The organism is Haloglomus salinum (assembly GCF_024298825.1).
Lineage (GTDB): Archaea > Halobacteriota > Halobacteria > Halobacteriales > Haloarculaceae > Haloglomus > Haloglomus salinum.
The window spans coordinates 944,921-957,665 of the sequence record NZ_CP101153.1; the positions used below are offsets into that span (position 1 = coordinate 944,921).

Genomic DNA, 12,745 nt, shown 5'->3' on the forward strand with positions numbered 1-12,745 from the left:
CCGCTTTGCCCACCGCGGCCCGCCCTCCGGGCGTGCCATCGACGGTCGTCCACGTCGCCTTCGGGCTCCTCGTCGCTGCAGCCGTGCTCGGGCCCTACTTCGACCGTCGGGCCCTGCTCGCGGTCGCGGCCGCCGTCGTCTTCGTCGACCTGGACACCGTCACGAGCCTCGCCCTCGAATCGACCCACCGGGCGCTGTTCCACACGGTCCTCATCCCGCTGTTCGCCGCGACCTACCTGTACGCGGAGACGCACCTGGGCGAGCGCTCGCTGGTCCGCGAGCGGTACGGGGACAGAGGCGTGCGGGTGGCGTGGGCCGCCATCGCCGCGGTCGTCGTCTCGGCCATCGGCCTCGACCTCACCAACCCCGCCGGGGTGAACCTCCTCTACCCGCTTCACGACCAGTTCTACGCATTCGACGGGGCCGCCAACTACTCCAGCCAGGCCGGCTTCCAGCAGTCGTTCGTGGAGATCGGGACCGCGACGCCGGAGCCGAGCGGTGGCGGTGGGGGCGGCGCTCGCGTCGACGTGGGCGGGCAGGGCTCGACCCGCGACTACCACGTCGGCAGCGGTATCGACCCGGACAAGGGCCGCGAGCCGAAGGACGTCCGGCGGGTCTTCCCGGTCGTCTTCCGGGGCTGGCAGCTCCTGCTCGTCGTCGCGAGCGTCATCGGCCTGACGGTCCGCGCCCGGCTCTCACCCGAGGTGGCGATGGCCGAGACGACGCGGGCCCCCTCCGAGACGGACGGCGACGCGGAGCCGGCGGTCCGTCGGGTCGGCGACGACAGCGCCCCCCTGGATTCGGAGGCCAACGAGACATCCGACGGCGAGGGGGATGCGCCGTGACCAGCCCCACCGCGGGGCCGGACCCGGACCCGACCGTCCGGCCGTACGACCCGGACCACGATGCCGAGGCGTTGTGGGCCGGCAAGCGGTCGTTCGAACTCGGGCTCGGGGAGGCAGGGAACACCGAGAAGGAAGCTGCGTACGCCGAGAAGCTCACCGCGGACTACCGCACGGACTGGCTCAACTGGGTCCGGCGCTGCGTCGAGACTGACCCCGGCTGCGTGCTGGTCGCGGTCCCGGCGCGCGAGGTCACGGACGGGCCGCCGCTCGCGGGCTACGCGTTCCTGCTCCCCGAGCGACTGGCGTTCGTCTGGGACGCGGCCGTCCTGAACGAGCTGTGGGTCGCCCCGCGCAACCGTGGGACTGGACTCGCGGACGAGCTGTTCGAGGGGGTGCTGGCCCACGCCCGCGAGCAGACCCTGCCGCTGGACCGGCTCCTGCTGGACGTGGACACGGAGAACGAGCGGGCCCGCGCCTTCTACGAACGCCACGGCTTCACCGGGTGGGGCGAACTCGTGGCGCGTGACCTCTGAGCCGGGGGGCTCGTGGCCGCCGGGCGTCAGTCGGTGACCGTCGCGATGAGGCCGCCGACAGTGCCGAACACGAGGGGGTAGACCAGGCCCGCGAGGAGGACACCCGTCGCGAGCACCGGACCGGTTCCCTCGGCCTGGAACAGGAACAGCTCGACGAGCACGAGCACGAGGTAGCCGAGCACGACGCCAGCAGCGCCCAGCAGCGCCTCGGCCGGTTCGTCGATATCGCCGTACTGTCCGACGGCGAGGCCAGCCGCGATGAGGACCAGCGGCGGGACGACGTAGAGAAGGGTGGTGAACCCATCCTCGCCACCGATAAAGCTCCCGGTGCCGCTCCCGAGGAAGCCCAGGTCGACCATCGTCTCCACGAAGTGGGCGTTGAAGAACACCCAGCCGACGGCCTTCCACGTCGGGATGTCGGTCGCCTGACGGAGGATGTTGTCGCGGATGCTGCCGGAGGTGATGATGAAGACGAGGACGTAGCCGACCAGTTCCGCGGCAGCACCGACGGCGGCGCCGACCGCGAGCGGGACCTTCCTGTTGCCGACTGAAACTGACATTCCGTTCGGCCGGTCACGGGGCCGCCGAAAGTAGTTTCCGGCCGACGGGTTCCGAGAACCAACCACACACCCCTTCAGTCGTCCGTCGGGACGGGGTCGGCTTCCGAGCTACTCGCAGCCTCGCTCCCCCCGCCGTCGGCCGGCGATGCGGTGGTCCGGCTGGCCGCGTCGGAGTGGGCGGCCAGCCAGCCGACGAGCGGCGCCGCGGCGAGCACGAGCAGTTGCCAGCCCGACTCGACGATATCGACGATACGCTCGGAGTTCCCGTTCGGCCCGCGAACCGGGTTGAATGGCGAGGGGATGAAGAATTCGGCCGTCCCGCCCTGCTGCCCGACGTAGACGGCGTACCCCTCCGTCCCGAACTGGACGTACGACTGGGCGAACAGCTCCTGATTGGAGAACACGATGCTCCCGACGAACGCGTAGAACTGGTCGTGGAGCGGCCAGAACGGGTTGGCCGTCGCGACGTTCAGGAGGTCGAGGCCGATGCCGGCGGCGGCGTAGACGACGACCGCGACCCACGCCAGCCGCACGCCGGCGGCGCCGAGACGCTCGGCCACGAGCCGGTCCCGCCGCGCGTCGGCGTAGAGGACGGCCGCCGCGAGCCCGGGGATGAACAGCGTGTGCAGGACGGCCCCGTGGGTACTCTCGGGGACGGGGAGCCCGCCAGGTACCGCGAGCAACCCGAGGAGGGCGTCGAGGTCCGGCGCAGCACCGGCCGCTCCCGCGACGACGGCGGCCCGCCGGTCGAACGCGGCACCGAGCGCTGCGGCCGCGAGAATCACCCCGAGCGCCGCGTGGACGACCGTCGGTGGCATGGGTCGGCCTGGGGCGTGTGCGAGTATCAACGTTCTGCCGGTGTGGTGGGGGACGACCGTTCGGTTCCGGAGAACAGGAGGCGCCCGTGTGGTGAGGAGTGGGGCGCGAGCGCTCCGCGGGAACCACCACGCGCGTCGCTCGGCCGAACGACAAGGCAACTCCAACGCGGGGGATTCAAGCCCGAACCCGGCGAACGACCGCGCAGATGCTCATCGCGTTCGACTTCGACGGGACGCTCAGCGACTCCGAGATGACCGTGCTACTGGGGGGCGAGCAGGGCGTAGCCGAGGAGATGGCCGACATCACCGAGCGGGCGATGAACGACGAGATGTCCTACGCCGAGAGCCTGCGCTCGCGGGCGGAACTGCTGCGGGGGCTGGAAGAGAAGAAGGCCGACCGCGCGTTCGGCCGGGTGGAACTGCGCCCGGGCGCCGCCGAGGTCATCGACGCGCTCCGTGACGCCGGCCACACGGTCGCCATCCTCACCGGCGGGTTCGAGCGCGGCGTCGCCCGCGCGCTCGACGACGCCGGCACGGACGTGGACACGGTGGTCGCCAACCGGCTCCCCATCCGGAACGGCAAGCTGACCGGCGACGTCGAGGGGCCGCTCATCGAGGGCACCAAGGACGAGGCGCTGGAGGACCTCGCCGACGAGGTGGGCGTCGAGATGACCGACACGGTCGCCGTCGGCGACGGGGCGAACGACCTGCCGATGCTGGAGGTGGCAGGCCTCGCCGTGGGGTACGAACCGAAGCCGGCCGTCGAACCCCACTGCGACGTTGTCGTCGAGTCGATGGCCGAGCTACAGGAGCTGCTGACCGAGCGCGGCGTCCTCTGAGGCGGTCCAGTCGATGGCCGAGACCGACGCGTCTGACGCACGTCGTACGAGGTTTGACGGCCGCTGCCACCCATCCTCGGGTATGGCATTCGGCATCGGACTGTTGTTTCGCGGCCTCCGGTGGGGCCCCCGGCGACTGGCGCTGTGGGCCGGAGCCAACCCGCTCCGGACGGCTGGTGGGGTCGGCGCGCTCATCGCGGCCTGGGTCATCGTCGCCTCGCTCTCGTCCGGGACCGGCGTGATACCGGCCCTGGCCGGCGTCACGCTCGAACGGTTCCTGCGGTTCTCGCGAGCACACCCGGCGTATCCGGTCGCGGTCGTCGTGGGGAGCGCGACGCTGCTGCTGTTGCGGTGAGTCCCCGGAACTGACTTTCCGCTGCCCACCCGAAGGGGCGCATGGACCAATCCGACCCGCCGGACGCGGCGGCGTTCGTCGAGTACTGTCGGACCCAGGCCGCACTCTGCTCCGGGCGCGTCCAGCAGCTGGGGGAGGAAGCCGACGAGCTACTGGACGAGGTCGACGACGAACTGGCGGCGCTCCGCGGTGACCTCGACGACGCGACCGAGGGTATCGCGACCCCGCCCTCGACGGCCGAGCCCGAGCGCCCCGAGGCGGGCGGCGACGAGGCCGAGGCAGCCGCTGACGCCGCCGAGTCAGCCGTGTCGACCGTCGAGCACAAGCAGACGCTGGTCGAGGCGAAACAGGCCCGCATGAACGCGTTCAACGACCTCGCCGGCGGCTACGCCGACCTCGCAGCGGAGCTGGACGATGTCGAGGACGGCGACGAGGCACTGGAGCGCGTGGTCGCATTCGAGGTCGAACGGGACGCCCCCGCGTACTTCCCGGACCGCGAGACGCTGGCCGAGACGGTCGCCGAGGGTGAGGAAGACGAAGCCGACGCGGACGAGTGAGAAGTCGGCGCCTCAGTCAGAGAACAGGCTCGTATGGACCGGCGCGAACTCGCTCTCGCGCTCGTCGTCGTCGCGGGTGTCCGTGACGGACTTGCCGCGAACGCCGTCGGCCAGGAAATCGGCGAGCGGCGGCCCCACGCGGTCCGGCTCGACGAGGAAGGCGTCGTGGCCGTGGTCGCTCTCGATGACGTGGTGGGCAGTGCGTGCGCCCGCAGTCCGGAACGCCGCCGCCAGTTCCTCGCCCTGCTCGACGGTGAAGTGCCAGTCGCCGGTGAAGGAGACGACCATCGCCTCGCCGTCGAACGCGGCGAGCGCGTCGGCATCGGACTCGTAGCCCGACGCCAGGTCGTAGTTGTCCATCGCCCGCGAGAGGTAGAGATACGAGTTGGGGTCGAACCGCTCGGCGAACTTCTCGCCCTGGTAGTCCAGGTACGACTCCACGTCCCGGTAGGGGAAGAAGTCGGCCGCGGGGTCGACCGGGAACGTATCGCGGGCGGCGTCCCTGGAGGCCGAGCGGCGGCCGAACTTGTCGCTCATCGACGACTTCGAGAGGTAGGTGACGTGTCCGATCTGCCGGGCGATGGCCAGCCCGTTCTCCGGGCGCGGGCCCTCGCCGTAGTAGTCGCCGCCCTGCCACGCCGGGTCGGAGGTGATGGCGCGGCGGGCGATACCGTCGAGCGCGACAATCTGTGGGTCGAGACGAGCAGCCGTCGCCACGGGGATGACGCGGTCGACGTGGTCGGGGTGGCGCTTCGCCCAGTCCAGCGCGTTCATCCCGCCGACGGAGCCGCCGACGACGGCGTGCAGGTTCGGGACGCCGATGTGGTCGAGGAGGCGGCGCTGCGCGCGGGTCCAGTCCCCGACCGTGACCGGCGGGAAGCGCGTCCCCCAGTGCTCGCCGTCCTCGTCTCTCGTCTCCGGGCCCGACGAACCGTAACAGGAGCCCGGGACGTTCACACAGACGACGTAGTAGGAGGTGGTGTCGACGGCCTTGCCAGCGCCGACGATGTCGTCCCACCAGGCCCGTGCCTGGCCAGCCGTGTCGGGGCCGCCGCTCCGGCGGCGCCGTCCCGCGACATGGGCGCTCCCGGTGAGCGCGTGGCAGACGAGGACGGCGTTGTCGCCGGTGAACTCCCCGTACGCCTCGTACGAGAGTTCGAGGTCCTCGATGGCCTCACCACACTCGAAGGTGAACTCGCCGACCGAGACCGTATCGGCCTCGTGGGGGACACCCTCCATGTCAGTCCCCCCCCGCGCCCGTCCGGGCGCCCCCGTCGGTCGCGCGCGAGACGCGCTCGATGGCCTGCTCGAGGTCCGCCACCACGTCGGCGGGGTCCTCGATGCCGACCGAGAGCCGGACGAGGTCCGGCGTCACGCCGGAGGCGCGCTGCTCGTCCTCGCTCAACTGCGCGTGCGTCGTCGACGCGGGGTGAATGAGCAGCGTCCGGGCGTCGCCGATGTTGGCGAGGAAGCGCGCGAGGTCCACGTTCTCGCAGACGCGCTTGCCGGCCTCGAAGCCACCCTCGAGGCCGAAGGCGATCATCCCGCCGAAGCCGCCGTCGAGATACTTGCGGGCGTTGTCGTGTGTCTCGTGCGATTCCAGTCCGGGATAGGTGACCCACGCCACGTCCTCGTGGTCGGCGAGGAACTCGGCGACGAGGGCGGCGTTCTCACAGTGGCGCTCCATCCGGAGCGAGAGCGTCTCCAAGCCCTGCAGCGTCGCCCACGCGTCGAACGGGGACTGCTGGCTCCCGACCGAGCGCACGGCGCGCTGGCGCGCGGCCATCGTGAGCGCGCCGTCGCCGAACGTCTCGGCGAAGTTCAGCCCGTGGAACGACGGGTTCGGCCCGCCGACCTCGGGGTACTTCTCCGGGTAGTCGGCCCACGGGAAACTGCCGTCCTCGACGAGGACGCCGCCCACGGTGGTGCCGGAGCCGTGAATCCACTTCGTCGTCGACTCCCAGACGAGGTCCGCGCCGTGCTCGAACGGGCGACAGAGCGCCGGCGTCGCGAACGTGTTGTCGACCAGCAGCGGGATGCCGTGGTCGTGGGCGACCTCGGCGATGGCCTCGAACGGCGGCACGACGAGCGACGGGTTCCCGACGCTCTCGACGTGGACGTAGGCGGTGTCCTCGTCGATGGCCGCGGCGTACGCGTCGGGGTCGAGGGTGTCGACGAACCGCGCCTCGATGCCGCGCCGGCCGGCGGTCCCAGAGAGGTACGAGTGCGTGCCGCCGTAGATGGAGGAGGAGGAGACGATGTTGTCGCCGGCCTCGGCGAGGACGAAGGTGGCGGCGTCGAGCGCGGCCATGCCGCTGGCCGTGGCGAGCGCGTCCGAGCCACCGTGGAGCGATGCGAGACGGCGCTCCAGCTTGCGCGTAGTGGGGTTGCTGATGCGCGAGTAGATGTGGTCGACCTCGTCCAGCGCGTACAGGTCGGCCGCGGTGTCGGCGTCCGGGAACTCGTAGGAGGAGGTCTGGTGGATAGCCGTCGCGGAGGCGCCCGTCTCGGGGTCGGGCTCGTGGCCCGCGTGGACACAGCGGGTGCCGAAGCCGAGGTCGGCGAGATTCGCATCCGACTGCTCGTCGTTCATGTGTGTCGTGCATATATCTCTAGAAATCTATAACCCACAGTTACGGCAATATTTGCTATACGGGGAGGGCAGCTGTGTCTGGGAAAGGGTTGCACACTTCGGCCGAGGGCGAGAGCAGAGCGAGTGAACTGGTGAGAGCCTCAGATAAGTCATCAAATGCAGAGATTATACCCAAATATCTGTAATATACTTCCAGATTCTCTTAGAGCCAGCAGAGAGAACAGATTCCCCGGTAAGCCGGGTCGCCTACACCCTACTCCTCACGCACGCCCCACTGCCGACGCTCGCGGGGACGGTCCGACAGCGACTCGACATCCAGCGGCTCGTCTTTCGTCTCGATAGCCTCCAGCGCCGCCTTCGCGGAGGGTAGCGTCGAGAAGTAGGTAATCGTCTCCTCGACGGCGACCTCGAGCGGTTCGCGCTCGCGCGAGACCACGAGGTCGACCTCGCCGTCCTTGATGGCCTGTTCGAGGTCGTCGAACTGCTGCACGTCGAAGTGGCGCTCGAAGCCCTCGCGGACCTCGGCCACGTCCTCGTCCAGTTGCGACAGCTCGCGCACCGAGTCCAGGTCGACGTGGGCGACGCCCTCCGTCGGGATGGCCTTGCCCGTCGCGGACTGGGCCTTGAGGTAGGCCTTGCCGAACGAGCGGGCGGTGCCCATGACCTCGCCGGTGGACTTCATCTCCGGGCCGAGGCGCGGGTCGCTGCCCGGCAGACGGTCGAACGGCAGGACGACCTCCTTCACGGAGACGTGCTCGGGCACCATCTCGTGGGCGCGCAGCTCGTCCAGCGAGGAGCCCGCCATCACCTTCGCCGCCAGCTTCGCGATGGGCACCCCCGTCGCCTTCGAGACGAAGGGCACCGTGCGCGAGGAGCGCGGGTTCGCCTCCAGCACGAACACCTCGCCGTCGCGCACGGCGAGCTGGACGTTCAGCAGGCCGACCGTGTCCAGCGCCACCGCGATATCCTTCGTGACCTCACGCACCCGCTCCAGCACCTCCTCGGAGAGCGAACGGGGCGGAATCATGCAGGCCGAGTCGCCCGAGTGGACCCCGGCGGTCTCGACGTGCTCCATGATGCCGCCGATGAGGACGTCGTCGCCATCAGCCACCGCGTCGACGTCCAGTTCGACGGCGTCGGCGAGGAACTCGTCGACGAGGATGGGCTTGTCCGGGGAGACGCGCACGGCCTCCTCGATGTATCCCTTCAGCTCCTCGTCGGAGTGGACCACGTCCATCGCGCGCCCGCCCAGCACGTACGACGGCCGGACGAGGACGGGATAGCCCAGGTCGTTGGCGAGGTCGAGGGCCTCGGCCTCGCTCGTGGCCGTGCCGCCCGAGGGCTGGGAGATGCCCAGGTCGTCCATCAGGCGGTTGAAGCGGTCGCGGTCCTCGGCGAGGTCCATCGCCTCGACCGAGGTCCCCATGATGTCGCAGTCCAGGTCGCGGCGCTCCAGTTCGTCCTCCAGCGGCTCGCCGATGTTGACGGAGGTCTGGCCACCGAACTGGACCATCACGCCGTCGGCGTCGGTCTCCTCGACCACATCGGCCACCTCCTCGGCCGTGATGGGTTCGAAGAACAGGCCGTCGGAGGTGTCGTAGTCCGTCGACACCGTCTCCGGGTTGTTGTTGACGACGTGCGCGTCGATGCCCGACTCGCGCAGCGCACGGACCGCGTGCACCGCACAGTAGTCGAACTCGACACCCTGCCCGATACGGATGGGGCCACCGCCAACCACGACCACGGACTCGTTGTCGCGCTCGACCTGCACCTCGTCGCGTGAGATACCCGACACCGGGTCACGGGCCGAGTAGTAGTACGGCGTGCTGGCGGCGAACTCGCCGGCGCAGGTGTCGACCTGCTTGAACCGGCGGTCGATGGAGGCCTCCTCGACCTCGTCGATGGGGCCCTGCTGCGGGTTGGCCTCCGACGCGAACTCCGGGGCGGTCCCGGCGCCGTCGGCGATGGCCGCGGTCTGGTGGTCCGTGAAGCCGATGTTGGCCGCGCCGGAGAAGTCGCCGTTCTGCGCGTCCGCGGCGGCGTCGGCGATGGTCTCGAACCGCTCGACGTACCACTCCTTGATGCGGGTCAGTTCGACGACCTCGTCGACGGAGTAGCCACGGTCGAACGCCTCGAACATCGCGTACGGGCGGTCCGGCGTCGGCGTCTCGAGGAAGTCCCGCTCGAGCCGCTCGTCGCTCACATCCACCCAGTCGACGGCGGGCTGGTACTCAGAGGAGCGCAGCGCCTTCAGCAGCGACTCCTCGAACGTGCGGCCGATGGACATCGCCTCGCCGGTCGACTTCATCGCCGTGCCGAGCGTGAAGTCCACATCGGTGAACTTGTCCTTCGGCCAGCGCGGCACCTTCGTCACGACGTAGTCGATGGCCGGCTCGAACGCCGCCGTCGTCTGGCCGGTGATCTCGTTCTCGATCTCGTGGAGGCGCTTGCCCAGCGCGACCTTCGCGGTGACGCGGGCGATGGGGTAGCCCGTCGCCTTCGACGCCAGCGCGGAGGAGCGCGAGACGCGGGGGTTCACCTCGACGACGCGGTACTCCCCACCCGGGGTCCCGTCGTCGCGCCACGCGAACTGGATGTTACAGCCACCCTGGATGCCGAGTTCGCGAATCACTTCGAGCGCCGCGTCGCGCATCTCCTGGTGGCCCTCGTCCGGGATGACCTGCGACGGCGTGACGACCGTCGACTCCCCGGTGTGGATGCCCATCGGGTCGAGGTTCTCCATGTTGCAGATGATGATACACGAGTCGTCGGCGTCGCGCATCACCTCGTACTCCAGTTCGACCCAGCCGTCGATGGACTCGGTGATCATCACCTCGCTGTTGCGCGAGAGGCGCAGGCCCTTGCGGACGCGCTCGCGCATCTCGTCCATCTCGTGGATGACGCCCGACCCCGCGCCACCCAGCGTGTACGTCGTCCGCATGATGGCGGGAAGGCCACCGACCGTGTCGACAGCGTCGTCGATCTCGTCGCTGCTGTTGATGGTGACGGACTCGGGCACGGGCTGGCCGATGGACTCCATCCGCTCGCGGAAGAGGTCACGATCCTCCGTCGCGTAGATGGTGTCCAGCGGCGTGCCCATGATGTCGACATCGAACTCGTCGAGGACACCCTCCTCGGCGAGTTCGGCGGTGACGTTCAGCCCCGTCTGTCCGCCGAGGCCGGCGATGACGCCGTCCGGGCGCTCCGCCTCGATGACCTCGGCGATGGCCTCGGTGGTGATGGGCTCGACGTACACCTCGTCGGCCATCTCCGGGTCGGTCATGATGGTCGCGGGATTCGAGTTGACGAGGACGACTCGGGCGCCCTCCTCCTGCAGGGCGCGACACGCCTGCGCGCCGGAGTAGTCGAACTCGGCGGCCTGTCCGATCTGAATCGGTCCGCTCCCGATAAGTAGGATGGTCCGGTCCTCGCCGGTTACGCTCATTACCGCGACCTGGTCCGCACATCGTAATAAGGGCGACGAAACGTTACGAATCTCGGAACCTCGTTTCGAAATTCGCAAACCTTACGGCGACCCACCGCGCCCCCGGCGAACCGCGAGCAGCCCCACCAGCCCGAGTACCCCGAAGAGCGCCGCGAGCGGCCCGAACCCGGGGGCCCCGGCGTCCGTCACCGAGAGCGTCGTTCCGGGCGGTGGCGCGGTGACGGTCGGGGTCGGCGACGGGGGTGGGAGCTGGGCCGTCCGAGCGAGGAGCTGCCCGTCGTCCGACGGGAACGGCCTGTCGGTGGGGCCGTCCCCGCCGGGACCGTCGAACTGCCCGTTCCGGTTGCTGTCGTAGACGGCGATGAGCCGAACCGGGCGCGGCGCCTCCTCGTCGCGTGGCTGTATCGGAATCGTCCCGTTCACCCGGACCGGCTCACCGGCGGTGACGGGAAACGCGATGTACCGACCGCTTCGGTTCTGTACGACCACGTAGCCCGGTCCTGGGAAGTGGGCAGTGACCCCGAACCGGATGGTCGAGCCCTCCGGCCCGCGACGGACCCGGCGGACGGTCGCGTCACGTAGCGTCGGCCGCTGGCCCACCAGCGCCTCCGCGCGGTGGAAGGTCGTCCCGTTCCGGGCGAGCGTCAGTGTCAGCGTTCGACCGGCCGGCAGGGGACCGAGGTCGAACGTGGCGTCGGGGGTGCCCTCCGGCCGGTCCAGGGTTCCTCGCTCGGCCGGGAACGTCCGCTGGGCCAGCGTCTCGTTCCCCGACTGGACCCGGAGCGTCAGTTCCGAGTTCACCGCGAGGTTCGACCCTACCCGCGCGACGAACGTCCCGTCCGTCCCGACGACGGCCAGCTCCCGGGTCCCATCGACCGACGCGTTCCGCGCGACCGCGACAACGCCGTCGGGCTCCCCGACGACGAGCCGCCCCTCGTGCCGCTCCGGGTCGCCGCCGGGGACGGTCAGCGACGGGCGCAGGAAGGTATCCGAGTCGTTCGCCGGCCGGACGGTCTCACCACCCTGGCGGAGCCGCAACCGGCCGGTGTCGAGCACGACGTAGAACGTGTCGTTCCCCCGGTCGGCGACGGTCGACACCCCCGGACCCAGGAGCGCCACACCGGGAGAGGTACCGGAGTCGGCCTCCCTCTCGGTGCCGTCATCGACCGGCTCCGGACCGCCGGGCCGCTCGGCGATCACGGCGAAGCGCCCCCCGGTGGCGTTCGCTGCACGGAGGAGTCGCTGGGTCGCGTTCGACCCGGTGACGTTCGCGTACGCCCGTGCGAGCCGCGCCGAACGGAGCTCCAGTGCCGCCACCTCGTCGGGAACGACGACCGAGGACCGTTCCAGTTCCCTCGCCCCGATGCCACGCCGGAGCTCCCCGGCGGTGCGAAGCTCGCCGGCGAGCGCGGGTGCCGCGCGGTAGGTGGCGATCTCCCGATCCGGCCCGGGGTCGACCGGCCGGGCGAGGAGGTCGAACCACTCGGTCCGGCGGCTGGTACCGTTCCGCGTCGACCGTTCGAGCGCCACCTGGTACCTGCCCGGCACGTCGAGTTCACCGTCGCAGCCACCGTCTACCTCCAGCGCAGCCGTGTCCAGCAGGAGTCGGAACGAACCGCTCTCGGCGTCGGCGAGCACCCGGTGCCGGCTCTCGCGGAGGTCGACACGGAGCCGCTCACAGGAGGTTCCGGATGGGCTGGTGACGTTCAGGCTCGCGTCCGTCGCGTCCAGTGCCTGGAAGAACCGGACCGTCGCGTTCGGTCCCGTCGTGTCGGCGTACTCGGCGCCGAGCCGCTCGGCCGCGAACGCCACCACCAGCGTATCACTGACTCGGACGCGGTCGTCGACCTCCAGTTCCCCGGCCCGGTGGGCCGTGGCCACGTCGTCGACCCCGTCGAGTGCGTCGTACGAGCGAGCCGAGCCGACGAGTAGCGTCAGGTTCCCGCCGGTAGCGTTCTCGTGGGGCTCGACGACGCTCGCGGGCGCGCTCGGGGCGCTGCTACCGGCGACGCCGGCCACGGCGACGAACGGTGTGATCGTCGTCAGAACGGTCACGAATACCACGGACAGGACGATGAGCCGCCGTCGACGGGGCAGCCGCTGGTCGGCCGACCCGGTACCGGTCGTGGAGGGCATCGGTTGAGAGGAACGGCCCGGCTGGTAAGTGTCTTTACGCCCTCGTCTGCGGACGGGAACTGGA

Annotated in this window: 11 protein-coding genes; 5 read left to right on the top strand and 6 right to left on the bottom strand. The window is 70.2% G+C overall.

Going from position 1 to position 12,745, the window contains the following annotated elements; all coding sequences use genetic code 11:
• Positions 1-32 precede the first annotated feature (32 nt).
• Both NL115_RS04650 and NL115_RS04655 read left to right on the top strand, forming a co-directional pair.
• Positions 33-845: a metal-dependent hydrolase gene (locus tag NL115_RS04650; RefSeq protein WP_254832038.1), complete on the top strand. Its 813-nt coding sequence runs from the start codon at positions 33-35 to the stop codon at positions 843-845.
• Positions 842-1,378, top strand: coding sequence for a GNAT family N-acetyltransferase (locus NL115_RS04655; protein WP_254832039.1), 537 nt, complete (start codon positions 842-844; stop codon positions 1,376-1,378). The genes NL115_RS04650 and NL115_RS04655 overlap by 4 nt, the downstream gene beginning before the upstream one ends.
• Positions 1,379-1,404: 26 nt before the next feature.
• On the opposite strand, the gene NL115_RS04660 is transcribed toward NL115_RS04655, so the two are convergent.
• A complete protein-coding gene (locus tag NL115_RS04660) occupies positions 1,405-1,938 on the bottom strand; it encodes a DUF7978 family protein (protein ID WP_254832040.1) in 534 nt (177 codons plus the stop codon).
• Between the two features lie 74 nt (positions 1,939-2,012).
• Positions 2,013-2,756: a metal-dependent hydrolase gene (locus NL115_RS04665; RefSeq protein ID WP_254832041.1), complete on the bottom strand. Its 744-nt coding sequence runs from the start codon at positions 2,754-2,756 to the stop codon at positions 2,013-2,015.
• Positions 2,757-2,962: 206 nt separating this feature from the next.
• Between NL115_RS04665 and serB the strand changes: the two genes are divergently transcribed.
• From serB to NL115_RS04680, 3 genes are all read left to right on the top strand, one after another.
• A complete protein-coding gene (gene serB, locus NL115_RS04670) occupies positions 2,963-3,595 on the top strand; it encodes a phosphoserine phosphatase SerB (protein ID WP_254832042.1) in 633 nt (210 codons plus the stop codon).
• Positions 3,596-3,677: 82 nt separating this feature from the next.
• The gene (locus NL115_RS04675) at positions 3,678-3,950 is read left to right on the top strand and encodes a hypothetical protein (protein WP_254832043.1); all 273 of its coding nucleotides are present in this window, start codon (positions 3,678-3,680) and stop codon (positions 3,948-3,950) included.
• A 41-nt stretch (positions 3,951-3,991) separates the two neighbouring features.
• Entirely contained in the window at positions 3,992-4,507 is a 516-nt protein-coding gene (locus tag NL115_RS04680) for a hypothetical protein (RefSeq protein ID WP_254832044.1), read from the top strand.
• A gap of 12 nt (positions 4,508-4,519) precedes the next feature.
• Here NL115_RS04680 and metX read toward each other — a convergent pair whose 3' ends face one another.
• The 4 genes from metX to NL115_RS04700 form a co-directional block, all read right to left on the bottom strand.
• On the bottom strand, positions 4,520-5,746 hold the full coding sequence (gene metX / locus NL115_RS04685) for a homoserine O-acetyltransferase MetX (RefSeq protein WP_254832045.1): 1,227 nt from the start codon (positions 5,744-5,746) through the stop codon (positions 4,520-4,522).
• A 1-nt stretch (position 5,747) separates the two neighbouring features.
• Positions 5,748-7,100 carry an O-acetylhomoserine aminocarboxypropyltransferase/cysteine synthase family protein gene (locus NL115_RS04690; protein ID WP_254832046.1) on the bottom strand — a complete coding sequence of 451 codons (1,353 nt, stop codon included), beginning with the start codon at positions 7,098-7,100 and terminating at the stop codon, positions 5,748-5,750.
• Between the two features lie 253 nt (positions 7,101-7,353).
• Positions 7,354-10,545, bottom strand: coding sequence for a carbamoyl-phosphate synthase large subunit (gene carB / locus NL115_RS04695; protein WP_254832047.1), 3,192 nt, complete (start codon positions 10,543-10,545; stop codon positions 7,354-7,356).
• An 81-nt stretch (positions 10,546-10,626) separates the two neighbouring features.
• Positions 10,627-12,681: a hypothetical protein gene (locus tag NL115_RS04700; protein WP_254832048.1), complete on the bottom strand. Its 2,055-nt coding sequence runs from the start codon at positions 12,679-12,681 to the stop codon at positions 10,627-10,629.
• Positions 12,682-12,745: the final 64 nt, after the last annotated feature.

Excerpts from the sequence above, each read along its gene's own strand:
- NL115_RS04660 (WP_254832040.1), bottom strand. The coding sequence starts at position 1,938 with ATGTCAGTTTCAGTCGGCAACAGGAAGGTCCCGCTCGCGGTCGGCGCC.
- NL115_RS04665 (WP_254832041.1), bottom strand. The coding sequence starts at position 2,756 with ATGCCACCGACGGTCGTCCACGCGGCGCTCGGGGTGATTCTCGCGGCC.
- serB (WP_254832042.1), top strand. The coding sequence starts at position 2,963 with ATGCTCATCGCGTTCGACTTCGACGGGACGCTCAGCGACTCCGAGATG.
- NL115_RS04675 (WP_254832043.1), top strand. The coding sequence starts at position 3,678 with ATGGCATTCGGCATCGGACTGTTGTTTCGCGGCCTCCGGTGGGGCCCC.
- NL115_RS04680 (WP_254832044.1), top strand. The coding sequence starts at position 3,992 with ATGGACCAATCCGACCCGCCGGACGCGGCGGCGTTCGTCGAGTACTGT.
- metX (WP_254832045.1), bottom strand. The coding sequence starts at position 5,746 with ATGGAGGGTGTCCCCCACGAGGCCGATACGGTCTCGGTCGGCGAGTTC.
- NL115_RS04690 (WP_254832046.1), bottom strand. The coding sequence starts at position 7,100 with ATGAACGACGAGCAGTCGGATGCGAATCTCGCCGACCTCGGCTTCGGC.
- carB (WP_254832047.1), bottom strand. The coding sequence starts at position 10,545 with ATGAGCGTAACCGGCGAGGACCGGACCATCCTACTTATCGGGAGCGGA.
- NL115_RS04700 (WP_254832048.1), bottom strand. The coding sequence starts at position 12,681 with ATGCCCTCCACGACCGGTACCGGGTCGGCCGACCAGCGGCTGCCCCGT.